Raw genomic sequence first — 26,200 nt, 5'->3', positions numbered from 1 at the left:
TGACTCAACCCCAGATAACAAAAACAATCCCTCTCAAATTCCTTCTTTCTACACCTTCGGTACTTGGCCTTATGGATGGAGTGGTTTTGCGCTTATGATAGACGCCCCCACTGGGGAAAGAAGCATACACTCAAGGCAAAAGATTTGCGATCGCTATATCCAATGTGGAACCGTTTCCAAGAAATCCGTCAGCATCTAGATCCTAATGGTATCTTCCTGACTCCATACTTACGTGAGCTTTTAGTAGACGAGTAAATATATAGGTTTTATGAAGGTATTAGGTAAGACTACATGGGCAATTCCTGGGGGACATATTCCCCTCCACAGCACTGGACATGAACCGGAATTTACTAGCCGAGACGAACTGTGCCTGCTCAACACCTCAGATCAAGAGGCAAACATCGAGATCACAATCTTCTATGTCGATAGAGAACCTGTAGGACCATACCGCCTTAAGGTGCAAGCGCGACGTGTCAGGCATATTCGCTTCAACGATTTAATCAACCCGGAAGCTATACTCCTAGATACGGACTATGCTAGCGTCATCGAGTCAGATGTCCCCATTGTTGTCCAGTTTAGCCGCCTCGATTCCAGTCGGGCAGAAAACTCATCCCTGATTACTATGGCATTTCCTGGATCATGAATGACCTTTCTATGGCTTTAGGGATTCTTTCTGCGATGATTACACCAGCAGTGCTGATCGCAGCTTGTAGCTCATTAATCCTCGCGACATCCCAAAGGTTGGGCCGTGTAATTGAAAGGACAAGAAAAATATCAGATCAATTCGAGAAACTTATGCATACTCAGGCAGACGGTGTGTATTTAGAGGAAGAGCGCAATGCGGTTTTCAATCAAATAGGTAGAGCAACGAGACGCGCACGGCTACTGCAACGAGTAATGGCTTGCCTTTATTTAACTCTCAGTGTCTTTGTGGCTACCAGTATTGTCCTTGGCATCATTGCTATTTTAGGTCAGCAGCAAGTTCAGAGGTACACATGGATACCTATTCTCTTAGGGATGATTGGGGCAGGATTGCTATTCTACGCTAGTGTACTTTTAATTGCTGAGTCACGTATCGCACTTACTGCTGTTAATGATGAAATGGATTTTGTTGTACGCCTAAGTCAGTATTATGCACCTAAGGAGTTATTAAAGCGTCGAAAGGGAGGGTTTAGAAAAAGGCTGTTTCGCAGTCCGAAGTTGTTTGAATAATTGAATCTGTAATCGTTTTGTTTGTCTTCTAATTCCAAAAAGTTAGTTTTTCTACCGCAATAGCATCAAACGATTACATAGCCGCTGCTGATCTCAATGGACACACCATCATAGAGGAGATCCATCATGAAGTACCTTCAATGTGCAATCTTGATCAACAAACCTGTCGATGCGTTCTTTGCCCTTTACAAGGACTTCCACAACTATCCCAAGTGGTCGAAGTACGGTAGATGAGGTCATTGAGCACGACGATCCCAACCCCAACCGCTTGACTTGGAAGGCATCTGCTGGGCCATTCCCGTTTGAACTTGAAACAGAGATTGTTGAGATGCACCCAAACGAACTAATTGTTTGGCGAGGTTGGCGCTCAAATTGGGAAGAGGAGGGGAATGTTCGTTTCACTACTATCGATGACACAACCCAAATCGAGGTCACGATACAAGCCCAAGGGTCTGATCGAGAAGCTTCTTGAGGTAACTGATTATGCTGTTCGCTTGAACAAAAGTGACCTCGAACACTTCAAAATGTTCGCTGAAGAAACGATTGAAGATATGTACGACACATTGTGACTCGTATTCAACGATAAAGAGCGATCGCGGTTCTTGTTGGTTTGAATGTGGAACCTTTGAATGGAGATAATGACACGCTCGTTAAAACAAAAACCACACTTTATGTTTGTAGCAGTGGTGCGATCGCCCTCTTAACATAAAGTTATAATAATAAATCATTCAAATGGTAGATGTTTTTATACATATATTTCTCTCCTAAGGAGATTACACTTAATTGATTGGCAAAGGCAGTTTAGAAGAAGGGGTGTTCGTTCCCAAATTTTGTTACAAGGAATGAAAGACCTATGACTGTCTGCGCTTAAGCTTTCCAAATTGCCTTGGAGAAGCTTTTCAAAGGAGTAGTATATATGAGTGATTTTTGTCCCATCAAGCGATTTGACCACCTAGAATTTTATATTGGGAATGCTAAACAGGCAGCACTCTTTTATTCTCAGTGTTTCGGATTTACTAACATAGCTTATCGGGGATTAGAAACGGGTAGCCGCGAAATAGCATCCTATGTGATGCAGCAAGGGAATATCCAGTTTGTTTTCAGCACAGGGTTGACTCCGGAGCATCCCATTTCCAAAAGTGTTCTTAAGCATGGCGACGGGATAGCTATTATTGCTCTAGAAGTACCAGATGCGGTTAGTGCCTATAAACAGACAACCAAACGAGGTGCCATAGGTGCTATTGCTCCCACTGAAGAAGAAGATGCTTATGGGATATTGCGTTACTCTGCTATTCACGCCTACGGTGACGTTTTAATTAAGTTCGTAGAACGGAGTGATTACACAGGTGTATTTGCTCCTCGTTTCCAGCCTCAAAGTAAGCCACATCTCAAGAGTAATGGTGTTGGACTAAATACTATTGACCACATAGTTGGTAACGTGGAACTAGGTGCAATGGAGCGATGGGCGCAGTTTTTTGCCAAAACAATGGGCTTTAGTCTTTTAGTACATTTTGACGATAAAACTATCTCTACAGAATACTCTGCCTTAATGTCGAAGGTGATGCAAGATGGCACAGGTAAAATTAAATTGCCAATTAACGAACCGGCTCAAGGCAAACATAAATCTCAAATAGAAGAGTATCTAGAACATAATTATGGCCCTGGTATTCAACATGTAGCACTCTCCACAGAGAACATTATTGAGACAGTTACTCGCATGAAGGCAGCAGGTGTTGAGTTTCTGAGCGCTCCACAAACATATTATGAAGACTTAGAGGAGCGAGTAGGAAAAATTGATGAACCTATAGACAAACTAGCAGAGTTAGGAATATTAGTAGATAGGGATCAAGATGGATATTTGCTTCAAATTTTCACCCAACCTATGCAGGATAGACCAACACTGTTCTTTGAAGTAATTGAGCGGCATGGAGCGCGGGGTTTTGGTGAAGGAAATTTCAAAGCTTTGTTTGAAGCTATTGAACGCGAACAGGCACGTCGGGGAAATCTTGTCACCGTTTAGAAACGGGGCGAAATTATGACTTATTACTATAAGTTGGGAAAAATTCCACACAAGCGGCACACTCAATTTCGACAACCCAACGACTCTCTATATCACGAAGAGTTAATCAGTATTCGCGGCTTTTCGGGTGTGCAATCTCTACTCTATCATCTACGTCCACCGACTCAGATTCAGAAGATTTTGCCAGAGCGATCGCTCTCACTTCCCTATGAAGAATCAGGAGCTTTACGCCCTTATCATCTGCGGACGGCAACTGTCCCGGTGGGCGGTGATGCGGTGGAAGCACGCGTTCCTTTGATGGTGAATGCAGATATCTGCATTAGTGTGGCTCGTCCCACGCAACCCATGCAGTATTGGTATCGGTTTGCTGATGGTGATGAGGTAATTTTTGTCCATGAAGGCAGTGGTGTGTTGGAAAGTCAGTACGGCATTCTCCGTTATCAGCCAGGTGATTATGTAGTCATTCCTACAGGCGTGCTATGGCGAATTATTGCCGATCAAGGAATTGAGCAACGGATGCTCGTAATTGAAGCCTACGGACACATTGAGCCTCCAGGACGTTACCTGAATAATTACGGTCAATTCCTCGAACACTCTCCCTACTGCGAACGTGACATCCGCCCACCAGATCAACTCATTACCCACGACGAAAAAGGGGAGTTTGAGGTGCGAGTTAAAGCAAGAAACCAAATTACTAGTTATATTTATAACTATCACCCTTTAGATGTAGTGGGCTGGGATGGGCATCTTTGGCCTTTTGCGTTCAACATTGAGGATTTTGAACCAATTACAGGGCGTATTCACCAACCTCCAACCGTACATCAAACTTTTGAAGGGCCAGGATTTGTTTTGTGTTCCTTTGTACCACGTCTTTTTGATTACCATCCTCTATCAATTCCGGCTCCTTATAACCATTCCAATGTTGATTCAGATGAAGTCCTCTACTATGCTCAGGGAAACTTTATGTCGCGTAAAGGCATTGAGGTAGCATCAATTACCCTACATCCCAGAGGTATTCCCCATGGCCCCCATCCAGGAACCTATGAAGGGTCAATTGGTAAAGAACGAACTGATGAACTTGCAGTAATGATTGATACATTTAAACCGTTAATGCTGACGAAATACGCGCTGGCATTGGAAGACAAAGATTATCCCCACAGTTGGATTTCATCGTTAGAAGAACCGATTCATGGCGTATAGCCGTAAATATAATAAATAAGGTGTTAACTATGACTCAAGTTTTTATAAAAGTACCCAGTAGTTTAACAATTTCCTCACGTATAGAAGAACGTTTGTATCGAGGCGAACTCACTCAAGCTCAAGTTGAAGATTTCCGCGACTTTCTGGCTGAAGTTGAGCGTGAATTTTTGCAGCACAGAATTATTACTAACAATACTTACACTCGTTGGTTTCGTGAAGGTACAGCAACAGATGAACAGTTGCGATATTTCATTAAACAATTTTCGGTTTTCTCGAATCAATTTCTGATCGCTGCCTTATTGAAGGGTATCAACTCGCCCACTCTTCAGCAGTCACGAGCAAGCCGAGAGATTTTGTTAAACGAACTAGGGGTTATCTATCGCAAATCTGGACAAGCGATCGGCACTCGTATAGCCCAGACAGAAGAAGAAAAAGATAGAGAAGGCGATCCTGAACTGGTTAGCACTGAAGGCACGGTAGATGGTGGTATCTGTCGTTTCCGGGCAGCCCATTTTGAATGGTTGCTGGGTGTGGCTGAAGGGCTGGGGCTATACTATGAAGATATCGGCAAGCGCAAGCACGGTAGTTCCACGACTTTGCACTTTTGTGATGAATTGATTCGCCTTTACGGTAGTGACGATTCCAATATAGCTGAGGGTGCTAGCTTTGCTGTCGAGAATTGGGCTGCGGCAGGCTTTTGGCAAGAATTAGAGGATGGATTAACAGAAATTAAAAAGACGCGGCATCCCCAGTTGCATTTAGCATTCTTCAGCTGGCACAACCGTGTTGAAGGGCAGCACGCCGGACATACACTCTTAGAGTTGGAAGAAGTTTATTTCCAGCCAAGCTTTGATCGAGCTAAGTTCATTCAAGGAGGACGAGAGATTTTGGATGCGATCGCTGTGTTTTGGGATGGATTGAATAATGACAGGGAGACGGGGGGACGCAAAGATTAATATCTAAAATGAAGAACAGCCATAGGATTCCTTGTGCGTTAGCGTACAGCTTACCTTTAGGTATCGTCCTATACACGAAAAGTTAAGTCTTTGGGCGATCGCAATCAATGCGCTCTCTAAATTATATAAATTATTGGTGTTAGCAGAACTTAACGAAGTTATTGCTTGCAGCAAATCCTGATATGTTTTGGCTTCGAGCTACCATCACAACATACCAATTATGGGTGTTTAATTGAGCAGGATCAGGTTTATGCCGCGATTCAGAAGTCGCTGACAATAATTACCCAAGCAATACTCAAATACCTATCATCGATTATGTTAGCCCCCAAGGATTGGCAACCAAACCTGTACATCAGCCATACTGGTGATGATAAAAACAGATGATCTTCCCTTGCTAATTGAGAAGTAGTATCATTAGTGTTAAAATTAGCAAGCACAAGCTATGACGAGCACACTCACAATACACGAGGAAGAGGAACTTTGGGATGAGTCAGCACAAAATACTCTCCAACCTGCATTTATAGAGCCATTTGAATTTTACGTGGAAACGCCTCGTTATTTGGGAAGTGGCTATCAGAAACACATCAAATTACATCCCGAACTGCAACTGAGTATCGTTGACTGTGAATTGCGCGACGATTTTGTCATTAAGTATCCCACAGCAAGCCATCCCTTGCAATTTGGTGTATTCCTACCAGAAGAACGTACTTTTATTTCAGGGGGTGGCATTCAACGGAAGAATCAGGTCAGGTATTTTCAATCTCTGCGGTTGTTGGGGATTGACATTCATATGTCTCCTGACTTGTTAACTACCTTTTTCCCTGGTGAAGATAGAGAGATTCTCCCAGAATTAAAATTATTAGCAAAGGGAGATGATTGGCAAACACTGGTTTATCCAGAAATGACTCCCGCAGTACGATTTTTGACACAACAAATATTGAATTGTCCCTACCAAGGAATTACAAAACGAATTTACTTACAAGCAAAGGTATTAGAACTCATCGCTTTACAAATATCTCCTTTGCTAGCGGGTGGTGATTTTTACCAACCATTAAAATCTGATACCATTGCTCGGATTCATCATGCCAAACAAATTATTCTATGTCGTTTAGAAAATCCCCCTTCACTGATAGAATTAGCTGGGATGGTTGGGGTGAGCGACAGGACTCTACGCCGAGGATTCCGAGAATTATTTGGCACGACTGTCCATAGTTATCTTACCGAGAAGCGGATGGAAAAAGCCGAGCAATTTTTGCGCGGAACTAATATGACAGTTGCCGAAGTTGCAAATTTAGTCGGTTATACTCATTTGGGTCACTTTGCCGCAGCCTTTAAGAAAAAGTATGGTATGACACCAAGAGAATGTTTGTTAGGCAAAAAGTCCGTTTCGGGACTATAGACCTGTTACTAATTAACGAAAATCTGCAATTTGAGACTATTCTCTGTTCTGGCTGGTAGCTAAAAGTTAAAACCAGTTTCGTCAGAAGTGTTGAAAAATAACTGGCTCAGATGCAAAAGTTCTGGTGAGTCCGTTTCGGGATAGACTCAACTGGTTATATTACTCTACACTTTGGTTTATTGCAATTAAGAAATATACGCAATAAGTAGCATTGTTTCATGGTGTAGGGAGTGATATGAAAGGTTGGCGTTCTACTTCTGGTAGTCAGTGTTGTGTGCGTTATCTCAATATTTATCTAGGGCTGATAGTGACTGTAGTCGGGAGTTTCAGCAGTGTACTGGCTGAAGTTGAACAGGTATTAGCATCACAAAATGAGCAACAGACAGTTGTCCCGAAAATCAAAACAATCAGCGAAGCTGATTTCCCCGCTACTAGCGTTAAAGATTTAGTTTCGCAATCACCACCTCACCCCCCTGTTTCCCCCCTTAGCAAGGAGGGAGTTGTTGTACTAATTACTGGAGTTAAGGCAAATCCCACCGAAAAAGGTGTGGAGATTATTTTACAGACAAGCCAAGGAGAACAACTACAAGTTACAAATCGCAGTGAAGGTAATAATTTTATTGCAGATATGCCTAATGCTCAGTTACGTTTACCAAATGGGGATGCTTTCACATTCAGTTCAGAGAAACCCATCGAGGGAATTACTCAAATAACAGTTGCGAATATTGACGCGAATACCGTGCGGGTAACTGTGGCTGGTGAGAAGGCTTTGCCTGCGGTTGAGTTATTTGATGATGATATTGGGTTGATTTTTGCTGTTGCATCTACAGCCACATCTGCACAGAACCCCACCCCGCCTGCGTCACCCCTCCCCTTACCAAGGGGAGGGGAAGGGGAGGGGTCAGAACAACCCGCAGCGCAGCAGGACGATCCAATTGAGTTGGTGGTGACGGGGGAACAAGATGGGTATCGCGTAGAAGAGACCTCAGTGGGAACAAGAACCGATACACCATTGCGGGATATTCCCCAATCGATTCAAATTGTACCGCAACAGGTGATTCAAGATACCCAAGCGCGGAGTATTACCGAAGCTTTAGAAAATGTTCCTGGAGTCGTCGCCCAGGGAGCAGGAAGTACGGGAACTCGCGATTACTTCACAATTCGCGGATTTGAGGCTTATGGCTCTCTAGTCAACGGGCTACCAGATCCGCAGATTACTTCCGATGGGATATTTTTCAATGTCGAACAGTTAGAAGTATTGAAGGGTCCTGCCTCTGTTTTGTACGGCGATACGGGATTGACCAGTATTGGGGGAACCATCAACTATGTGACTAAAAAGCCTCTTTCCGAACCATTTTTTGAAATTAGTACAACTGCTGGGAATTACGGCTTTTTGCAAAGTTCGCTGGACTTATCTGGCCCATTAAATACTGATAAAACCGCACTTTACCGCTTGATTGCTGGTTTTCGCTATAACGATAGCATCACTGATTTTAATTCGGCTGGGACTTTGGCAATTGCACCGAGTTTAAGCTTGCAACTAGGAGAAAAGACAAGCTTATTGGTGGAAGGTGATGTGAATCGGGTAGAACGGAATGGTCAGCAACCCGGCCCGCAACCTGTGTTGGGTACGCTGCTACCAAACCCCAATGGCAAGATTTCCCGTAGCTTTAACCCGATCGGACCTGTTCCTAATAATGTCACCTATAATGGTCGGGTTGGGTATCGCCTCGAACACCAATTTAATGAAAATTTGAAGTTGCGTAATGCTTTTCGATACGTGTTTGCTCAGGATGACGATAGCAATATCGATTTTTTCCCAACTGATCTGGAAGCAGATAACCGCACTTTGAATCGAGAGGGTAGCATCGGCGAGCAGTACTATAATTACTATCTCTTAGATACAAATTTACTCAGTAAGTTCACAACCGGTACTATCGAGCATCAACTTTTGGCAGGATTTAGTTTGAGCCGCAATACAACTGATCTCAGCTATGAGTTTGGGATACCAGCTGCACCCGTGGATATTTTTGATCCAGTGTACGACCAAACTTTGGTTACTGGCGATCGCACCTTCTCTAGGTTTACCACTAGAGACACTCTGGGAATTTATCTGCAAGACCAAATTTCCCTGTCGCAGAACTTTAAACTCTTGCTGGGTGGACGTTTTGACACCTTTAGCGAACGTGCAACTAATCGACTAACCAATATAGACAGCAGCCAGTCAGATACAGCCTTTAGTCCACGGGTGGGAATTGTTTATCAACCGATACAACCAATTTCGCTGTATGCAAGCTATTCGCGTTCTTTTACTCCGAGTATTGGAACAGCAGCAAGTGGAGAAACATTCCAACCAGAACGGGGTACTCAATATGAGATTGGGGTAAAAGCAGACTTGAGTGAGCGATTATCTGCAACTTTAGCGTTTTATGACTTAACTCGCTCCAATGTGACGACCCCCGACCCAATTAATCCTAATTTTTCCGTACAAACAGGTAAACAAAGAAGTCGTGGCATTGAATTTGATATCAGTGGTGAAATTTTGCCTGGTTGGAACATCATTGCTGGCTATGCTTACACCGATGCCAGAGTTACAGAAGATAACTCAATTCCCGTTGGTAATAGACTGTTTAATGCTCCTGAACATACGGTTAACCTGTGGACAACTTACCGGATACAAACTGGTTCCTTAAAAGGGCTGGGGTTTGGCTTAGGGCTATACTATTTAGGAGATCGCCCTTTAGATAATGCCAATACTGTTAACCTACCAAGTTTTTTCAGAACAGATGCAGCAATTTTTTACGAGCAAGAGCAATTCCGCGCCGCCCTAAACTTCCGTAATATTTTTGACATTGAAAACTATGTTAGTAGATATGGCTCAAGTGATTTTGTGCAGATAGGGACTCCATTCACGATTCAAGGTTCTTTATCATGGCGATTCTAAACATATACACTGCATGATTATCAGATCAAGACGCATTTGGGTATATCTCCTCCTTGCAGCCAGCTTGACTGTACTGGTGATTTTTTACCAAGGCAACAACAGTTTACCCAAGGCTGAAACCATTACTATCGAACAGAATTGTCGTATGGTTCAGCACGCCATGGGTGTCACCTGTGTACCTGATCACCCTCAACGGGTGGTGACGTTATCCACTATGGATTTAGCGAATGCCCTAGCGTTGGGCATTAAACCCATCGCTACTGCCAATGACTTTAGAACAGCCACAGGCGAGTTCCCTCCTTATTTGTCTTCCCATGCTCAGGGAATACCAACTCTGGGCAATTCTGGCCAACCGAATTTGGAGAAAATCCTGTATCTGAAACCAGACCTGATTTTTAGCTGGTGGGGTAGCCCTCCTAAATCAATCAATCCTTTGGTAAGCAAAATCGCCCCAACAGTTGCCTACAGTTGGTGGGAATCAAGCTGGAAAGAAATTTTTAATTCCACGGCTCAACTGTTAGGCAAAGAGCAAGCTGCCCAAGTTGCTTGGCAACATTACCAAACTAAAATTCAAGACTTGAAAACTGCACTAGGTAATCGTTATCAAGATAAAAAAATATCCTTTATCTACTTTTACTTTGGTCGAATAGGCACAAATGTCAACAATTCTTTTGCCGGATCAATTTTAAAGGATGCAGGTTTACAACGCCCGCCAGACCAGGATAGAGTCATTGAACCTTATGGTTATACAGAGTTTTCTCTAGAAGAAATCAATCAGGCCGATGGCGATGTTCTCTTTGTTGCTAGTTTTACCGATGATGATCAAAAAGTTGTGGAGAATTTGCAACGCAATCCGCTTTGGCAAACGTTAAAAGCCGTGCAACAAAAGCAGGTCTACTTTGTCAGTGGGGTGACGTGGATATGGGGTTCAGATATGATTGGCGCTGAGGCAGTGATTGATGATCTGCGGAAATACCTCGTGGAAGTACCAGACAGGAAACAGGGATAATTGCTTGATTAATGTGGTAGTGCAATGTGCGATCGCAATGTAATATACTTTAATTCAAATTCGTGGCGAGTCAGGCGATCGCTCCTGACTAAATTAATGATTTAATTTGCCTGTAGTCAGTCGAGTAAATCAGCCATGCTGGTAAAATCAAGCAACGCTACTCTACGAACCGCAACATTTCAAGACTACAAATTTTCGATAAATTCTTCATCTGAAACACCAGCTTGATTCAAAATACTTTTGAGCGTTCCAATTGCGATCGCTTTTTTGTGCAAAGATACAACACATCCAATTTCGCTGGTTTGCCCATTTTCATCGATGATCTGTTTTTTTAAATCACATGACTGCCACGTTGCCTAACTTGATAGAATCCTAGCTGTTCCAAAGCACGAATCACCTCAGAACCATTAATTCTGGGTAGTCTAGACAAATGCTACCTCAAATGTAGTAAATAAACGAGGAGTAGTTTTCGGCAGAGGAAATTCTTCTAAGTATAGTCCTGTAGCTTCTTTAAGGTTGATAATTGCCTCTTCAATTGTTTCACCCTGACTTGCTGTACCCACTTCCGGACACTCAGCAACGTATACATCATATCCCCAATAAACAATAGCTGTGAATGCACGACTCATATATGTTTGAGCCTACGCTACTTCAATCTATATCCTATTACAAACCAGATTTTAGTGCGTTATTGTCGTTTACCTGGATCAGAGATGTTATTCATCTCTCAAGCATTAGCGATTGTTTTAAGTATTTAAACGATCGCGCTAAAATCTAATTGTCAGCGGTCTAAATTGTGTAATTTACTTGCAGCCAGTTGAGTAAATCTGCGTTCGGCTCAACCGTTAGAGTGAAAATTTTGTTGTTTATACAAAATATACGATACGGGCAATGCATTATTACAATCTTTGAGTTCAAACTAAATGCACGATCATACTAACCCGAACCTCATATCCTAAAACAGGCAAAGGGCATGACCAAGCAAATATCACCTAAACAACTTCTAAACTGTGGCTTGGAAGCAAACATAGCCACTGCCATACTACCGCAGGTCAATCAATGGCTTGCCTCCCTTCCTGCTGTTGAGTGTTGGCAGCATTTGGTTCAATATATTCTCAAGCCCAGCCATCCTTTTGCACTCCACGAACTCCTCTATAAAACTACCTTCTGTGATTGGGATATCAGCCAAGGGCAACCTCCAGCCTGGTTTCCTTCTCAGAAGCAAATTCAAGCGACTAATATCGCCGCATTGATGAAAGAGCTAAAGCTGGATTCCTACGCAGAACTTCACGCTTGGTCTGCACAACACCGGGCTGAGTTTTGGGAGATGATGATTAAACGGCTAGGTATCTGCTTGCAAAAGCCATACACTCAAATTATTGACTTATCGCAGGGTGTGGAGTTGCCCCAATGGCTAGTAGGTGCGCGTCTCAATATAGCCGAGAGTTGTTTTCAAGCACCTGCCGACAACCCCGCGATTATATTTCAGCCAGAGGGCGGTTTCCTTACAACTTGGACTTATGGAGAACTCCAGGCTTTAACCAATCGAGTTGCTAATGGATTGGTTGAGGCTGGCTTTGCTCCTGGGGATGCGATCGCTATTGCTATGCCAATGACTGCTGAATCGGTGGCGATATATTTGGGAATTGTTAAAGCGGGTTGTGTCGTAGTCTCGATCGCTGATAGTTTTGCTGCTGATGAAATTGCGACACGCTTGCGTATATCTAAGGCAAAAGCAATTTTTACCCAGGATTATATTCGGCGTGGTGGGAAACAGTTACCTCTGTATGCAAAAATCATCGCAGCTAATGCACCGAGAGCGATTTTGGCAGAAACTGACACGGGGGAAGAGGACAGGGGGACAAGGGAACGCGGGGACGCGGGGAATGTTTTGGATAGATTCTCTACGTATTTAAAACTGCGTCTTGGTGATTTAACTTGGGATAAATTTCTTAGTTCCAATGATAAATTTGATGCCTTCCCTGCTCATCCAACTGCTTACACTAATGTCTTATTTTCTTCAGGTACCACGGCAGAACCAAAAGCGATTCCTTGGACGCAGACAACCCCAATTAAGTGCGCTAGTGACGGGCATTTACACCATGACATCCATCCACAAGATGTGGTAGCTTGGCCAACTAACTTGGGATGGATGATGGGGCCGTGGTTAATTTATGCCAGTTTAGTAAATAAGGCAACTATTGCCCTTTATGACGGTGCGCCTACAGAACGGGGATTTGGTGAGTTTATCCAGGATGCGTGTGTCACTATGCTGGGCTTAGTTCCCAGTTTAGTCAGTAATTGGAAAACCACTGCCTGTATGCAAGGATTTGATTGGAGTGCTATTAAAGCATTTAGTTCGACGGGTGAGTGTTCCAATCCGCAAGATATGCTGTTTTTGATGTCTTTAGCTGGCTATAAACCGATTGTGGAATACTGTGGTGGAACAGAAATCGGTGGGGCTTATATCACGGGTACAGTAGTGCAACCTGCTATTCCCTCAACTTTTACCACACCTGCTCTAGGTTTAGATTTTGTGATTCTCGATGAGGAAGGGCATCTTGCGGATAAAGGTGAGGCGTTTATCGTTCCTCCTTCAATTGGACTTTCTACTAAACTGTTAAACAAGGATCATCATCAAGTTTACTTTGCTAGTGCTCCCTCTTTAGGGCAGGCACTACGTAGCCACGGCGATCAAATAGAGCGATCGCCCAACGGCTACTACCACGCTCTCGGTCGTGTTGACGATACCATGAACTTAAGTGGTATCAAGGTTAGCTCGACGGAGATTGAGCAAATTCTCAATACTGTAGAGGGAATTTGCGAAACTGCTGCGATCGCTATTTCTCCTTCTGAAGGCGGGCCAAGTCTACTAATAATTTATGCAGTGGTTGAGTCTAATGTAAAGGCTGACAAAGAAGCACTTAAAGCTTCCTTGCAAACGGCAATTAAGCAACGCCTCAATCCGTTGTTTAAGATTCATGATGTTGTCATAGTCGAGTCTTTGCCTCGAACTGCCTCCAATAAAGTAATGCGTCGTGTGTTACGCGATCGCTACAAAGTTGCAGTTACCAAGAAATAAAAGACATACTCATAAGAAGTAAGGCAGCTATGCAGGAGGCAGAAGGAAAGAAAACAGGGCATTGCTGAATAGTAAGTATGAAATTAAGAAACGCAGTAAATTAAAAATTTTACTCTCTGCGTTTACCCTACTCTGCGGGTTCTCCTGTGGAGTACGGGAAGCCGCTACCTTTGGAAGCCCTACCTATGGAAGTCGCTAGCTAACGCAACGCCTTACGGCGAACCCGTCTACCGGGCGTCTAATGCGTCTGGTGCGTAAGATAAAAATCATCCCCGGATTCAGCAACACCGAAAACAGAAATCTTTCTTTCATTCATTGCGGGAGCGTAAAACGCGCCCCTTGGGAACTCATATCATACGCATCTATATTCATCGTTCTCCTCCAATTCTCAGCTTTATATTTCAGGAGGAATAAATAATGACAAGTATCGAACTAAAAAAAGAAAATATAAATCTCCTTCAGCTTGAAGATTACGATGTGAGCCGGGAATGTGGTTTTTTACCAACCCATTCTCCTGCCAATGTTCAATTGCCGGAGGTGTTTCGGCAAGTGCAACAAGCAGTTACCTTACTACCCAAGTGGTTGACTACTGGCAAGATTCGTCAAGTTGTAGAGAAACTCCCGCAAGTGAATGTGGAGCAAGAAAATTTAGACGAGATGCAGCTACGTCGGCTCATGCAGGTGTACTCTTATCTAACCCATGCTTACGTTTGGGGTGAAGCTAAACCTGTAAAAGTGCTGCCACGCAATATTGCCGTACCTTTTTATAAAGTTTCTCAAAAAATAGGTAGACTTCCAGTATTATCTTATGCTTCCTATGCCTTAGACAACTGGGTGCGAATTAACGAAACTGAACCGATCACAATTGGCAATATCATCATTGCGCAAAACTTTTTTGGTGGATTGGATGAAGACTGGTTTATTCTCATTCACATCGATATTGAAGCGAAAGCTGCACCTGCACTCTGTGCGATTCCTGCTCTTTTAGAGGCAATTGCTCAGGCTGATATTAACAAAGCGATCGCTGCTTTAGAAAACATCAAGAACGCATGGACAAACATCAACACCACCATGAACCGAATGCCAGAAGGTTGCGATCCTTACATTTACTACAATCGAGTACGTCCTTACATTCATGGCTGGAAAAATAACTCTGCACTACCAGAAGGACTTATATACGAAGGCGTAGAAAAATGGGGTGAAAAACCTCAGCAGTTTCGTGGCGAGACGGGCGCACAAAGCAGTATTGTACCGACTATGGATGCTCTATTCAATATTTCCCACCAACACGATCCATTGTGGGAATTCTTAATGGAAATGCGGAATTATATGCCACTAAAACATCGTACTTTTATCGAAGTAGTGGAAGGGCGCTCAACACTGCGTGATTTTGTTAAAAATTATATGGATAAAGTACCAAAGCTTAGAGATTTATATAATGATTGCGTATCTCTCATAGAACAATTCCGTACCCAACACCTAGAATTTGCTAACCGCTACATCCATCAACAAACTGCAAAATCTAGCAATGATACCAAAATAGGCACCGGAGGCACACCATTCATGCGATATTTGCAAAAACATCGCGATGAAAGCCGACGACATCTTTTGGAATAAAAGTTTGAGTATGGAAGTTGTTGGCTGGTTACATTCTACGACATATCTTTTATGCGATCGCACCCTGAAATTGCTCTTTGAAATAGCCGTTGCTGATATAGTCATACCAATTTGAAAAAAGAATGCGACAAATAGACATTGTAGAGACATGCCATGGCACGTCTCTACATCAGGATGTGTTGCAAACGTTTTTTGCATCGGTATCAACTAGCTAAATCTCAGTTTGTATAACCAAATAATGGATTTTGCAAGATTTATTAAAATTGTGTAAATAACATTTATAAGTTTATATATTTCCAGTAAGATTATGACTTCTTGAGATTATTTTTGATGCATTTACTTGAAAAACAATGGATAAGCATCAACATCGTTCATATTGGCGTGCCAATACGGCTTTAATTCGCAATCTTTTAATAATCTGGGCATTAGTTTCCCTCGTCTTTAGTATTTTGCTAGTACAACCCTTGAACACAATACGTTTTTTTGGCGTACCTTTAGGCTTTTGGATAGCGCAACAGGGGTCAATTTTGATATTTGTAGGGCTAATTTTCATCTATGCCTTTCAAATGGATAAGTTAGATCGCAAATATAATCACAAGAAGTGAGGAAAGGTTGTGTCAGTTGAACTTTGGACGATTTTAATAGTTGGATTATCTTTTTTAATTTACCTTTACATAGGCTGGCAATCGCGAGTCAAAGATAGTGAAGGTTTTTTTGTCGCAGAACGGGGAGTACCCTCAATCGCCAACGGTGCCGCTACAGCAGCTGACTGGATGTCTGCCGCCTCATTTATTTCCATGGCGGGGCTGATTTCTTTTATGGGCTATGATGGCTCAATTTACCTGATGGGTTGGACTGGTGGCTATGTGCTGCTGGCATTACTGCTCGCTCCTTACTTACGCAAGTTTGGTAAGTACACTGTTCCAGACTTTGTTGGCGATCGCTACTACTCCAATCTCGCACGCTTGGTAGCTGTAATTGCCGCCATTTTTGTTTCTCTAACTTATGTAGCCGGGCAAATGCGGGGAGTGGGCATTGTTTTTAGCCGCTTTCTGCAAGTTGATATTAATACCGGCGTAGTCATCGGTATGGTAATTGTTGGCTTTTTTGCAGTCTTGGGTGGTATGAAAGGTATCACCTGGACGCAGGTAGCGCAGTACTGCATCTTGATTATTGCTTACTTGATTCCGGCGATCGCCCTTGCTTTCTTACTGACAGGCAACCCCTTTCCTCAACTGGCATTTACCTTTAGTGACATCGCTGATAAGCTCAATCAAATCCAAGTTGACTTGGGATTTCAGGAGTATACCCAAGCCTTTGTCAACAAACCAATGATTGACGTGCTATTCATCACCCTAGCACTGATGGTAGGCACTGCTGGTTTACCTCATGTTATTGTGCGCTTTTACACAGTACCTAGTGTACGTTCTGCTCGTTTTTCGGCTGGTTGGGCGCTATTATTCATTGCAATTTTATATACAACTGCTCCTGCCCTTTCCATGTTTGCCCGGTACAACCTAATTACTTCGCTGCATAATCAAACGATAGAGGAAGTACGGCAGCTAGATTGGGCAAACAAGTGGGAAAAGACAAAACTGTTAGCATTTGAAGACAAAAACGGTGATGGGCGTTTGCAGCTAACTCCCAACAAAGACACTAACGAAATAACGATTGACCGAGATATCATCGTTCTTGCTACCCCAGAAATAGCTAAACTTGCTCCTTGGGTTATTGCCTTGGTGGCTGCTGGTGGCTTGGCTGCGGCTTTATCTACGGCATCGGGATTGTTACTGGTAATATCTAGTTCCATCGCCCACGATGTCTACTATCGCATTGTCGATCCGCAAGCATCTGAGCAAAAACGGGTGTTTGTTGGGCGCATGATGGTTGGTTTATCGTTAGTTGCGGCTGGGTACTTTGGTGTGAATCCGCCAGGGTTTGTAGGTGAAGTGGTAGCTTTTGCCTTCGGTTTAGCTGCTTCTAGCTTCTTTCCAGCAATTTTCCTCGGTATTTTTGACAAGCGCACCAACTCCACTGGAGCGATCGCCGGGATGTTGACGGGTTTAATTTTCACAACCATTTACATTATTGGCGTCAAGTTTGCAGGTATGCCAGCTTGGTTCTTTGGAGTCTCAGCAGAAGGCATTGGCACGCTGGGGGCGATTATTAATTTCATTGTCACTTGGGTTGTTTCGCGCCTGAGCGCACCACCACCATTAGAAATTCAGGCATTGGTGGAAGATTTACGCTCCCCTGATATCGAAGATAAACAAGCTGTAGCGACATTAGAAAACTGATACTACAAGTAGAGACGTGCCTGGCACGTCTATATTTTTATGATGATAACGACTACAGATGGACACAGATAGACACAGATAAATTATCCGTGTGCATCTGTGTTTATCGGTGGTCGATTTTTAAAACATAATTTTTGCTAAATTTTCTACTTTTGCAAGCTACGCGGATCAAGCGCATCTCGAAGCCCATCACCGAGTAAGTTAAATGCCAGCACTGTTAGGATAATAACTAAGGCTGGTGGCCAGATTAACCAAGGTTGCAATACCAAGATTGAAGCATTAGTTGCTAGTGATAACATATTGCCCCAAGATGGATCTGGTTGTTGAATTCCTAATCCAATCAGACTAAGTACTGCTTCTGCACCAATAAAACCAGGAACAGCAAGGGTTGCAGAGATAATTATGTAGGTAGCAGTTTGCGGTAGGATATGGCGAATAATGATATATAGTGGCTTGCCACCCATTGCTTGTGCTGCTTGTACAAATTCTCGCTCTTTGATAGATAGTACCTGTCCACGGATGACTCGTGCTAACCCAGCCCAGCTAATAAACGATGTAATCAACACAATTAGCACAAAGCGTTGAGTACTCGAAAGTCCTGGTGGTAAAACAGCGCCCAAAGTTACCAAAAGATAAATACTGGGAAAAGTCATTAGTACTTCAGCCAGACGCATGGTGATACTGTCAACCCAGCCTCCAAAATAGCCAGAAATTCCACCAACAATCATCCCCAAGGGAAAAGTTAAGGCAACTCCGATAATTCCAATAAATAAACTAATCCTACCACCGTGTAATAAACGACTGAACTGATCGCGTCCTTGATCGTCAGTACCTAAAATATTGATTTTTGTTTGATTTGTAGTGCCAAACAAATGCCAATTTAAGGGAATGCCAGGGATGATAGTTACCTCATCCCACTGTGGTGGCAGTGGTAAACTTAATTGAAACAGACGATATTCAGCACCTTCAACAAATAACCGGACTGGAGAGGGCTTGCTTTTATCTACAATTAGTTCGCGATCGCCTGTTTCTAAATTTGTATCTCCTTGAATTGTCGGATAAACATGAGGGCCAATAAACTGCCCAGATTCTGAAAACCAATGAATTTTGGTGGGTGGCAGTAGCGAACCATTTGGTTGCGAGGCATAAGGATCGTAAGGAGCAACGAAATCAGCTGCAATTACTGCCGCATAGAATACTATTAGTAAAATTGCTCCAAATCGTGCCAAAGGATTTTTCTTTAGTCTTTGCCACCAATTCATAGTTGTTATTTTTCCTTTGTCGTCTGTCCTAAATCAATAATTCATGACTACCATATTAAGCCTGTAGTTGCTCAACTAAATACAACTTGTCTTCTTGAGGCATTTCATGTTCGACAACAAACACATTTGAGTAAAGATTAGCAATAAATTGTTTTCCCTGTTGTGTCAAAGATAGATAACGCAATCCATCCTGGATATACGGATAAACTACATTCCAGTAGAATTTAGCATAGTTTTTGCGTAAATCAGCAGGAGTTTGATATCCTAAAACTTTATTCATTCCTGTTTCTTCAAACTCGTAGAACAAAGAAGTTATTTTCTTTAAATAGCGAGGATCGCTTAATTGCCCAATTAAGTCCGCAGCACGCACCAAGCCTGCATAGCTATCAGCACAGTGATGATCCTCGGCTGCTGGTACTGGGAAACGCGTCAATTCAATGTTGCTTTTAATGACTTCAGAATCTATCAGTTTATGCCCGCCAAAGCGTTCATTAATAAAAAGTTTTGCCCTATCCACATGATATGGTGTCAAACTAGCATCAGAAGCTCCTGGAGCCAAACGAATCATGATGCTATCTTTACCTGTAGCATATAATCCTTCTAACTCTCGGTCTTGGCGGCACACACCTTTAACGTAGCCGATATCATGACACACCAGGGAAATCATAAAATGCAACCAGTCTTCACTGGATACTCCTCCTTCCCGAATGTGTTTGCCACGTAACATTTCCTGTCCAACCAGGGTAACGAGAATCGAGTGTTCTACATTATGATATAAGGCGTCACTGTTGGCTATGTTTTCTAAAGCCATGTTGCCCGCCCAAGCAATAATATCTTGATAATCACTTTTAAAACAGCCGTAAGTACGGTAGTAGCCCTCTCGAATTTGCTTTACAAAAGCATCTATTAATATTTCCGTGGCATTAAACATATTGGTTTCTCAGTCGGACAAGCTTATATCAGAATTTACAAATACCTTGACGTCAAATTAAAGTTAAGCACAATTATTTTATAATTGTATTTATTTTAACATTGTCTTTTAAGTGTTGCTCAAATGCGATCGCGGCTGAGGAGCGCTTATTCATAGGTTCTACATCTAATTAGTTTTTCACATCCATGCTATTACCAGCTGCGATCTAAATCCAAAAATCCTGTGATTCAAACATCGTGCAGTTTTCTGCCTGATGTAAACCATATTTGAACAACAGCGATTGAAATCTTATATATAATAGTTGCTATCCTGGTTTTGGTTAATAACTGTTTGCGGGTGTAGTTCAGTGGTAGAACGTCAGCTTCCCAAGCTGAATGTCGTGGGTTCGAGTCCCATCACCCGCTTGAAAATGAACTACCCCTGGCTAGCAAAGATGGAGCCAGGGGTTTCTACATCCCCTGGACTAGCCTGAGACTTTTGACGTTTCTTCTGACCTAGTTGCTTCATGCTTCCCGCAACTTTACGGGTACGTGAAGTAGAGCTAGAGCCATCCACGTCTACGAGACTGGTTCCTAATCCCGGTAGTTGATTTGAGTACCAAAGAAGCATTACTTCTCCAGAAGCAATATCGTGCTGTTGAGTGTATTTACAATTACTGCAAATATGTACTCGCTGTAAGAGCGTTTTCTTTTCTTGATGCCCACATTTAGGACAAGTTTGAGATGGTTTAATTTTCTTGGTTGGCGCTTCTGAAAAAGTACCACAAACATCATCCAACTTGTATTTTAGGAATTGTCTAATCATCCCCATGCCAACATCAAGAATTGATTTATTTAGTCCAGCTTTTTGTGTTTTACGCTTCCCTTTTTTAGCTTTGGCACTGATTTTCTTTACTTCTAGTTGCTCAGTGACTACCGTGCTATTACCGCTAATTATTCGTGTAGTTACTTGATGAACCCAGTTCTGACGTGACTCCGCAACTTTTCGATATACTTTGCTAATCAACTTTTGAACTTTCTTCCATCTTCTAGAAGCTTTCTGCTTTTTCTTGTAGTTAGGTGAACGTTTACGACGCTTGCCTTTACTTAATTGCTTAATTTTCTGTTCTGCATTTCTCAAAAATCTAGGTGCGGGAATCAAACCATTTTCCTCACCATTAGTCCAGGCAATAGCATCATTGCATCCTAAATCAATAGCAACAATTCCATCACTAGTTTTACGATTATTTTTTAGCAAGTTATCGTCTAGATCCAAAACTATAGATGCGTACCACTTCCCATTACGGTAAACAATGTCTAAAGCTTTTGGGTGTCCCCATAATCTAGCTTTTCCACGCATCTGGATTTCACCAATTTTGGCTAATTCTAGATAACCGTTGTCACCAATACTATGACACTTCCAACCCGTAAAAGACGGATAACTCCATCCAGAATAACGACGAATTGATTTGAATTTTGGATATCCCGCTAAACCTTTGAAGAAACGCACAAACGCAAAGTCAACACGTTTTAGTGTTGCTTGTAATGATTGGGAATTTATTTGTTTGTACTCTGTCCATACTTCTTTGAATTCAGGCAAGCAATTGTCGGGTAAGGAGGCACACGTCGCCGTGTCCTCCTCCCCAGAGAACCGGACGTGACAGTTGCCCATCATCCGGCTCATGCATCCAGCCTCCTTTCCTTTTTGTGTAGCTGTAAGTGACATGCTTTATGAAGATGGACTAGGTTTTTAACCCCGTCATCCCCCCCCTCACTAATTTTTATTTTGTGATGGGTGTGCAAATCTTCTCCATTCAGTAGATGTTCGGCGCATATTGGGCATTTCCAGCCTTGATTCTCTGCCACTTTTCGTAGCTTCGTACCTTTAGACCAGTAACTTTTGCCGTATTTTGTTCGGCGTTTGTCCCAATACTCTTTCAGACTGGAGTCATCCGGTGATGCGTTTCCCTTGACTTTGACGTGTCTTTCAATGGGAATGTCAGCTATTGATATGACTGACATAGGTGTTAATTTCCCCCGTCTATCCTTAACAATGGCGGTAAACACCTTACTCCTGTTCCTATAAGGTTTGAAGTAGTTGCCCATAATCCACCAGAGTTTCTTCTTGGGGTGCTTCCGTGTTGACCATCTCCAGAGCATTTTCCATACCTGATAATCAATGTATGAAAACACCCTTTTGCTGGCTCCAAATCTGTAGTAGTTCGCAAAGCCTCTGAGTCTGGGGTTTAGGTATCTTACTACCATTTCTGGAGTTGTTTCTTTATTGGTTTTTAGCCATTGTCTTAACTCTCTAAGAAAGGCAAGAACCTTTTCTTTTTCGGGGAAAGTAAGGCATTTGCCATGTCTAATTACATGGAATCCTAAGAAATTAAAACCTTTTTCTGTTTTACAGATTTTGGTTTTGTTCTCATTGAGTTCTAGCCCTCTTTCTTTCAGCCATTCCCTGACTTTTGGAACTATTGCCTCGATTTCTTCTCGGCTTTGTGCCGTGATGATAAAGTCATCGGCATAGCGGATGTATCCATATCGCTTTCTTATTAGACTGGCTTTTCCGGTTCCTTTTGAACCAGGTTTCCGGTCATAGTACCTTTTTTCAGTAAACTGATTTAGGTATTCTTCCAATCCATTTAGGGCGATATTCGCAAGGAGCGGTGAAATTACGCCACCCTGCGGTGTTCCGCTTTCTGTTGCCTTGAAGATTTCGTTCTCTACATAACCTGCTTTCAGCCACTGTTTGATTAATTCTCTGCCTGGGGCTTTTCCGATGGCATTGAGTACGTATTTGTGACTGATGTTGTCAAATGCTCCCTTGATATCCGCGTCTAGTATCCATGTGTCTGCTGTTTTGTTGTTGCATCTTAGCCATACTTGGGCAATTGCATCATGACAGCTTCTGCCAGGTCTGAACCCAAAACTGTTGGGTTCAAAATGGGGTTCCCAGTACGGTTCCAGTGCATTTTTGACGATTGCCTGTGCTACCCTATTTTGGATGGTAGGAATTCCTAGCGGTCTCCTCTTTCCGTTTGACTTGGGTATATATACTCGCTTGGTTGGTTTTGCCTTCCAGGGCGTAAGTTTCCTCATCTTAATAGTGAGGTGTACCCTGTCTTTTGGGTCTAGAGCCACTTCATTATCTACCCCTGGGGTTTGTTTGCCCTGGTTTTCTTGAGTGACCCTTCGCACGGCAAGCAGCAGGTTGGAGTAGCTACGTAGCATGAGTTTCATTAGGCTTCTTACCTTTTTCCACTCACCTTGTTGGGAGGCACGGTAAATTCTTTGTCTTAGGTTTCTAACTCGCTTTTTGACTAGCTTCCAATTTATGTCCGCCCAGTCTCGTAGCAAGCCCTTCGCTCCGATGTCTTGATTGACCCTATCTTTCACGTTGGTTCGATTCCTTTACTTTGGAATTACCGCTGGACACCTGCCGGAAGTCTGCCACCTTTCGGTGTGGGGTATTTATCCCCTATCTAAGGCATTACCCCTAGCATTCGCTTTCTCCGGCATCCTTTACCCTCTGGATATTTCAGTCTTCCTTGCGGTTAACCTACTTTTGTGGTTCAAAAGAATCCATAGGGCTTACCGTGTTTCGTACATTTGACTTACAACCAATTTAGGTTCCGTCTATATCCCGGTGGGATTAAGTCCCCACGTTGTTATGCCAACAAACTCATAACAACCACCCACTTACCTTTTGGTTACTGCGTATCAATCAGTTTCGCAGTTTCTTTCGATAACGAGACTTGTGACGGTTCGCTTACGCTAACCTTCTTCGGTTTTCCCCTTGCACCCCATTATCAATCTGATTATGACTGGTGGCGCTTTTGTGCCTTGCATTCCATCAGTTTCATTACTTACTTCTGACGTAGGCGGGGTCAATGACCCTTTTACATGGGGACAGGGAGTAGGGATTCCCTGGGAGAATTTTATTCTCCGGTCACAGGACACGTGTCCTGATGTACGACTTTTCACGTCGCACCTGTTGTTCAAAGTATGAAACAGACTTTCCAAACTTTTTATAAGACGTAATTCTGTTATAGACTGCGGCATTGTAGAGATCCTTGTGCAGTCTCCGGTGATAGTGCAATATGCTATTCACTTGCTTGGTTGGATAGAGTCTGAAAGTAGCTCTACGCAAAGCCACATCTCATCACCTTTTTATCAGTTGTGTTTTGTGGTATCCTACCATTGTCTAGAATCAGTTGTCAACATGAAAACTAAGTTCAGGAAAGCTTCTCACGCTGTTTTTAGCATTCACTTACACGTCATCTTAGTAGCAAAATACCGCAAAGATGTTATTACTCAAGATATTCTTTCTAAATTGCAAGAAGTTCTTAGTCGTGTTTGTGAAAAGAGAAAATGTATGTTATTGGAGTTTAGTGGCGAAGAAAATCACGTTCATCTACTAATAGACTTTCATCCAGACAACAACATTTCGCAATTAGTGGGTTCCCTGAAATCAGCATCAAGTCGCATCATCAGGAAGGAATTTCAAGACTACCTAAAATCTTTCTATTGGAAAGCGAAAGATCCTAGCTTTTGGACAGATGCCTATTCTGTTGTTTCCGTTGGTGGCGCACCATTGGAAATTGTGAAAGAATATATACGAGCTCAAGAAAAACCCGCGCATTGATATTGTCAAAAGTTCAACTACCCCATTGCCTCTTTTACCTACGGTAAAAATCAACAATGGGGTGTTTCGCTTTTGACCCGCTTACATCCCCTCCCTGCTAAAAGCTGAGGAACGGGAATTACGCAGTTTTTGTTAAACGACACATAAAATGTGAAGTTTTTGATTTTCCGACATCTATTTTATGAAATTCATTTGAATTTATGATAGCTGTTGAATACTAGAGGAAATCAATAAAACCTTTGTCAATCAAAGGTTTCACAGTTTACAATTAGCAACATTAGTTTGTGAATGTACATTAAGGAAGGAGGGTACAGAAAACTTCCCCTCCAAACTAGAAAGACTGTCGTGAGGATTTGTCAAATGTAAATGATTTGCTAATCCTCAGCATTGCAAATAAGGGTAACAAGTTCCCACTTGCTGGGAAAACTAAATTGAATGGAAACCTAGCGAACTCCCGCAAAACCAGCTTGCTCGATCACTTGTTGTCCTTGATCGCTGAGTAAAAGATTAGCATAGGCTTCTCCTGCCTCCTGCTCTTTACCGTTGTTCTGTTTAATAATCACAAACAAGTTAGTAGTAATTGGATAGCTGCCATTTTTGATCGCTTCAGTATTAACTTGGTTGCGTTGACGCGGGCATTGCTCAGGTGTGACTAAAGGTTGGCGATAAGGAGAAACAAACTCATTAGGAGTATTGCCAAGTGGTAAAGGCTTGACGCTACATTGAGGCACTATGGCACGGGCAGAACCATAATATATTCCTCCAGGAGTTTGACTAACTTGGCGCAGGGCTTCTGTAGTAGAAGATACATAGTTAACATTAGAACCAAGCTCTTGTTTATTCACGTCTCCCTTAGTCGAGAATATTACTGGATCTGCATCTTCTGGATTTAAGGAAAAAGGAGTAATGGGTAAGTCTTGCCCACCTACCTGTTTCCAGTTAGTAATTTGTCCCAAATAAATTTGCTGCAACTGCTCAACTGTTAAACCCGGTACTTGCAGTGATGGGTTGACTGCCACTGCTATGCCATCAATTCCAACTTGGCGTTGCTCAAGCGTGAAACCTTGTTGTTTAGCTAAAGTATATTCTTCTTCTGTTAAAGGACGAGATAACTGGGCAAAGTCCAATTGTCCGTTAAGTAACATCCGAATGCCTGAACTAGAACTAGGAATGCCGTTAATAGGATTTACATAACGCAATTGTAATTCTGGGCGATCGCTTTGAATGAGAGAATCTACCAATTGACGGATAGAAGCCCAGGCTGTACTGCCACCATAGTTAAATGAACCAACTGGAACATTAGCAACACTGTTAAAGGTAGATCCAGAAATCAAGGCGGGATTTGAACTTTGCCCGGAGGAAGAGACAGCATTCTTTCGTACCAAAGTATATGGTCTTAAAAACCACCATAAAAGCCCACCGATGACCACAATAGTCATCACTTTACCTATGATCAAGCCTCGAAGTAAAAGTGTAGCTTCTTCGTTCATTACAAATTTTCTTCGATTTGTATTGTCCATGTGTCTGTTTTATCTGTACTGGTGATTCCGAGCTAAATCAAATGATTAAATGTTTAAAGATGCTATTTTTACGAATTGCTAAAAATTTTAACGAAAATGAATTACTAACACTTAATCATTAA

At 42.5% G+C, this 26,200-nt stretch carries 23 protein-coding genes, 1 tRNA gene and 1 pseudogene; 17 read left to right on the top strand and 8 right to left on the bottom strand.

From position 1 onward, the window contains the following. Positions 1 to 75 precede the first annotated feature (75 nt). From QUB80_RS35035 to QUB80_RS03415, 10 genes are all read left to right on the top strand, one after another. The gene (locus tag QUB80_RS35035) at positions 76 to 255 is read left to right on the top strand and encodes a D-arabinono-1,4-lactone oxidase (protein ID WP_353962226.1); all 180 of its coding nucleotides are present in this window, start codon (positions 76 to 78) and stop codon (positions 253 to 255) included. Between the two features lie 13 nt (positions 256 to 268). After that, positions 269 to 643 (top strand): sensory rhodopsin transducer, encoded by a 375-nt coding sequence (locus tag QUB80_RS03455; RefSeq protein WP_289788080.1) that lies wholly within the window; start codon positions 269 to 271, stop codon positions 641 to 643. After that, positions 640 to 1,212 carry a DUF2721 domain-containing protein gene (locus QUB80_RS03450; RefSeq protein ID WP_289788079.1) on the top strand — a complete coding sequence of 191 codons (573 nt, stop codon included), beginning with the start codon at positions 640 to 642 and terminating at the stop codon, positions 1,210 to 1,212. Before QUB80_RS03455 ends, QUB80_RS03450 begins: the two co-directional genes overlap by 4 nt. Positions 1,213 to 1,381: 169 nt before the next feature. Further along, on the top strand, positions 1,382 to 1,684 hold the full coding sequence (locus tag QUB80_RS03445; protein ID WP_289788078.1) for an SRPBCC family protein: 303 nt from the start codon (positions 1,382 to 1,384) through the stop codon (positions 1,682 to 1,684). Between the two features lie 444 nt (positions 1,685 to 2,128). Beyond that, a complete protein-coding gene (gene hppD / locus QUB80_RS03440; RefSeq protein ID WP_289788077.1) occupies positions 2,129 to 3,232 on the top strand; it encodes a 4-hydroxyphenylpyruvate dioxygenase in 1,104 nt (367 codons plus the stop codon). A gap of 15 nt (positions 3,233 to 3,247) precedes the next feature. After that, a complete protein-coding gene (locus QUB80_RS03435) occupies positions 3,248 to 4,432 on the top strand; it encodes a homogentisate 1,2-dioxygenase (protein WP_289788076.1) in 1,185 nt (394 codons plus the stop codon). Between the two features lie 29 nt (positions 4,433 to 4,461). Then, on the top strand, positions 4,462 to 5,388 hold the full coding sequence (locus tag QUB80_RS03430; protein WP_289788075.1) for a hypothetical protein: 927 nt from the start codon (positions 4,462 to 4,464) through the stop codon (positions 5,386 to 5,388). A 442-nt stretch (positions 5,389 to 5,830) separates the two neighbouring features. Continuing rightward, positions 5,831 to 6,787 (top strand): helix-turn-helix transcriptional regulator, encoded by a 957-nt coding sequence (locus tag QUB80_RS03425; RefSeq protein ID WP_289788074.1) that lies wholly within the window; start codon positions 5,831 to 5,833, stop codon positions 6,785 to 6,787. Positions 6,788 to 7,022: 235 nt separating this feature from the next. Continuing rightward, positions 7,023 to 9,731, top strand: a complete 2,709-nt coding sequence (locus QUB80_RS03420) for a TonB-dependent siderophore receptor (protein WP_289788073.1) — start codon at positions 7,023 to 7,025, stop codon at positions 9,729 to 9,731. A 13-nt stretch (positions 9,732 to 9,744) separates the two neighbouring features. Continuing rightward, entirely contained in the window at positions 9,745 to 10,740 is a 996-nt protein-coding gene (locus QUB80_RS03415) for an ABC transporter substrate-binding protein (protein WP_289788072.1), read from the top strand. A gap of 331 nt (positions 10,741 to 11,071) precedes the next feature. Here QUB80_RS03415 and QUB80_RS03410 read toward each other — a convergent pair whose 3' ends face one another. Continuing rightward, a complete protein-coding gene (locus QUB80_RS03410; RefSeq protein WP_289788071.1) occupies positions 11,072 to 11,170 on the bottom strand; it encodes a type II toxin-antitoxin system HicA family toxin in 99 nt (32 codons plus the stop codon). Continuing rightward, positions 11,163 to 11,369 carry a type II toxin-antitoxin system HicB family antitoxin gene (locus QUB80_RS03405; RefSeq protein ID WP_289788070.1) on the bottom strand — a complete coding sequence of 69 codons (207 nt, stop codon included), beginning with the start codon at positions 11,367 to 11,369 and terminating at the stop codon, positions 11,163 to 11,165. The genes QUB80_RS03410 and QUB80_RS03405 overlap by 8 nt, the downstream gene beginning before the upstream one ends. A 344-nt stretch (positions 11,370 to 11,713) precedes the next feature. Between QUB80_RS03405 and QUB80_RS03400 the strand changes: the two genes are divergently transcribed. From QUB80_RS03400 to QUB80_RS03380, 5 genes are all read left to right on the top strand, one after another. Next, positions 11,714 to 13,822 (top strand): AMP-binding protein, encoded by a 2,109-nt coding sequence (locus QUB80_RS03400; protein ID WP_289788069.1) that lies wholly within the window; start codon positions 11,714 to 11,716, stop codon positions 13,820 to 13,822. A gap of 417 nt (positions 13,823 to 14,239) precedes the next feature. After that, positions 14,240 to 15,439 carry a PrnB family protein gene (locus QUB80_RS03395; RefSeq protein ID WP_289788068.1) on the top strand — a complete coding sequence of 400 codons (1,200 nt, stop codon included), beginning with the start codon at positions 14,240 to 14,242 and terminating at the stop codon, positions 15,437 to 15,439. Beyond that, positions 15,411 to 15,554: a hypothetical protein gene (locus QUB80_RS03390; RefSeq protein ID WP_289788067.1), complete on the top strand. Its 144-nt coding sequence runs from the start codon at positions 15,411 to 15,413 to the stop codon at positions 15,552 to 15,554. Before QUB80_RS03395 ends, QUB80_RS03390 begins: the two co-directional genes overlap by 29 nt. A 235-nt stretch (positions 15,555 to 15,789) precedes the next feature. After that, positions 15,790 to 16,044: a DUF4212 domain-containing protein gene (locus tag QUB80_RS03385; protein ID WP_289788066.1), complete on the top strand. Its 255-nt coding sequence runs from the start codon at positions 15,790 to 15,792 to the stop codon at positions 16,042 to 16,044. A gap of 9 nt (positions 16,045 to 16,053) precedes the next feature. Beyond that, the gene (locus tag QUB80_RS03380; RefSeq protein ID WP_289788065.1) at positions 16,054 to 17,736 is read left to right on the top strand and encodes a sodium:solute symporter family protein; all 1,683 of its coding nucleotides are present in this window, start codon (positions 16,054 to 16,056) and stop codon (positions 17,734 to 17,736) included. Positions 17,737 to 17,882: 146 nt separating this feature from the next. Here the strand turns inward: QUB80_RS03380 and QUB80_RS03375 are convergent, their stop codons facing one another. Both QUB80_RS03375 and QUB80_RS03370 read right to left on the bottom strand, forming a co-directional pair. After that, the gene (locus QUB80_RS03375; RefSeq protein WP_289788064.1) at positions 17,883 to 18,998 is read right to left on the bottom strand and encodes an ABC transporter permease; all 1,116 of its coding nucleotides are present in this window, start codon (positions 18,996 to 18,998) and stop codon (positions 17,883 to 17,885) included. 55 nt (positions 18,999 to 19,053) lie between these two features. After that, positions 19,054 to 19,929 (bottom strand): Npun_R2479 family HD domain-containing metalloprotein, encoded by an 876-nt coding sequence (locus QUB80_RS03370; RefSeq protein ID WP_289788063.1) that lies wholly within the window; start codon positions 19,927 to 19,929, stop codon positions 19,054 to 19,056. A gap of 332 nt (positions 19,930 to 20,261) precedes the next feature. On the opposite strand from QUB80_RS03370, the gene QUB80_RS03365 reads away from it, so the two are divergent. Continuing rightward, positions 20,262 to 20,333, top strand: a tRNA-Gly gene (locus tag QUB80_RS03365). Positions 20,334 to 20,343: 10 nt separating this feature from the next. Here the strand turns inward: QUB80_RS03365 and QUB80_RS03360 are convergent. The 3 genes and pseudogenes from QUB80_RS03360 to QUB80_RS03350 all read right to left on the bottom strand — a co-directional run. Further along, the gene (locus QUB80_RS03360; RefSeq protein WP_289788062.1) at positions 20,344 to 21,633 is read right to left on the bottom strand and encodes an RNA-guided endonuclease InsQ/TnpB family protein; all 1,290 of its coding nucleotides are present in this window, start codon (positions 21,631 to 21,633) and stop codon (positions 20,344 to 20,346) included. Then, positions 21,588 to 23,309: a group II intron reverse transcriptase/maturase gene (gene ltrA, locus QUB80_RS03355; protein ID WP_289788061.1), complete on the bottom strand. Its 1,722-nt coding sequence runs from the start codon at positions 23,307 to 23,309 to the stop codon at positions 21,588 to 21,590. The genes QUB80_RS03360 and ltrA overlap by 46 nt, the downstream gene beginning before the upstream one ends. A 595-nt stretch (positions 23,310 to 23,904) precedes the next feature. Beyond that, a pseudogene (locus QUB80_RS03350) lies at positions 23,905 to 24,069 on the bottom strand (RNA-guided endonuclease InsQ/TnpB family protein); the annotation flags it as partial. Between the two features lie 66 nt (positions 24,070 to 24,135). Between QUB80_RS03350 and tnpA the strand changes: the two are divergent. Next, positions 24,136 to 24,558, top strand: coding sequence for an IS200/IS605 family transposase (tnpA, locus tag QUB80_RS03345; RefSeq protein ID WP_289788060.1), 423 nt, complete (start codon positions 24,136 to 24,138; stop codon positions 24,556 to 24,558). Positions 24,559 to 25,001: 443 nt separating this feature from the next. Here the strand turns inward: tnpA and QUB80_RS03340 are convergent, their stop codons facing one another. Continuing rightward, positions 25,002 to 26,078, bottom strand: a complete 1,077-nt coding sequence (locus tag QUB80_RS03340; RefSeq protein WP_289788059.1) for a PstS family phosphate ABC transporter substrate-binding protein — start codon at positions 26,076 to 26,078, stop codon at positions 25,002 to 25,004. Positions 26,079 to 26,200 lie beyond the last annotated feature (122 nt).

This window comes from Chlorogloeopsis sp. ULAP01 (genome assembly GCF_030381805.1).
GTDB lineage: Bacteria > Cyanobacteriota > Cyanobacteriia > Cyanobacteriales > Nostocaceae > Chlorogloeopsis.
The sequence above is the reverse complement of the archived record's forward strand: the minus strand, read 5'-3'. Positions and strand labels throughout refer to the sequence as shown.

Coding starts and splice junctions, on each gene's coding strand:
- QUB80_RS03395 (WP_289788068.1), top strand. CDS start 14,240: ATGACAAGTATCGAACTAAAAAAAGAAAATATAAATCTCCTTCAGCTT.
- QUB80_RS03340 (WP_289788059.1), bottom strand. CDS start 26,078: ATGGACAATACAAATCGAAGAAAATTTGTAATGAACGAAGAAGCTACA.
- tnpA (WP_289788060.1), top strand. CDS start 24,136: ATGAAAACTAAGTTCAGGAAAGCTTCTCACGCTGTTTTTAGCATTCAC.
- QUB80_RS03425 (WP_289788074.1), top strand. CDS start 5,831: ATGACGAGCACACTCACAATACACGAGGAAGAGGAACTTTGGGATGAG.
- QUB80_RS03360 (WP_289788062.1), bottom strand. CDS start 21,633: ATGTCACTTACAGCTACACAAAAAGGAAAGGAGGCTGGATGCATGAGC.
- QUB80_RS03435 (WP_289788076.1), top strand. CDS start 3,248: ATGACTTATTACTATAAGTTGGGAAAAATTCCACACAAGCGGCACACT.
- QUB80_RS03445 (WP_289788078.1), top strand. CDS start 1,382: ATGCGTTCTTTGCCCTTTACAAGGACTTCCACAACTATCCCAAGTGGT.
- QUB80_RS03375 (WP_289788064.1), bottom strand. CDS start 18,998: ATGAATTGGTGGCAAAGACTAAAGAAAAATCCTTTGGCACGATTTGGA.
- QUB80_RS03450 (WP_289788079.1), top strand. CDS start 640: ATGAATGACCTTTCTATGGCTTTAGGGATTCTTTCTGCGATGATTACA.
- QUB80_RS03405 (WP_289788070.1), bottom strand. CDS start 11,369: ATGAGTCGTGCATTCACAGCTATTGTTTATTGGGGATATGATGTATAC.
- hppD (WP_289788077.1), top strand. CDS start 2,129: ATGAGTGATTTTTGTCCCATCAAGCGATTTGACCACCTAGAATTTTAT.
- QUB80_RS03430 (WP_289788075.1), top strand. CDS start 4,462: ATGACTCAAGTTTTTATAAAAGTACCCAGTAGTTTAACAATTTCCTCA.
- QUB80_RS03370 (WP_289788063.1), bottom strand. CDS start 19,929: ATGTTTAATGCCACGGAAATATTAATAGATGCTTTTGTAAAGCAAATT.
- QUB80_RS03400 (WP_289788069.1), top strand. CDS start 11,714: ATGACCAAGCAAATATCACCTAAACAACTTCTAAACTGTGGCTTGGAA.
- QUB80_RS03415 (WP_289788072.1), top strand. CDS start 9,745: ATGATTATCAGATCAAGACGCATTTGGGTATATCTCCTCCTTGCAGCC.
- QUB80_RS03455 (WP_289788080.1), top strand. CDS start 269: ATGAAGGTATTAGGTAAGACTACATGGGCAATTCCTGGGGGACATATT.
- QUB80_RS35035 (WP_353962226.1), top strand. CDS start 76: ATGGAGTGGTTTTGCGCTTATGATAGACGCCCCCACTGGGGAAAGAAG.
- QUB80_RS03420 (WP_289788073.1), top strand. CDS start 7,023: ATGAAAGGTTGGCGTTCTACTTCTGGTAGTCAGTGTTGTGTGCGTTAT.
- QUB80_RS03385 (WP_289788066.1), top strand. CDS start 15,790: ATGGATAAGCATCAACATCGTTCATATTGGCGTGCCAATACGGCTTTA.
- QUB80_RS03390 (WP_289788067.1), top strand. CDS start 15,411: ATGAAAGCCGACGACATCTTTTGGAATAAAAGTTTGAGTATGGAAGTT.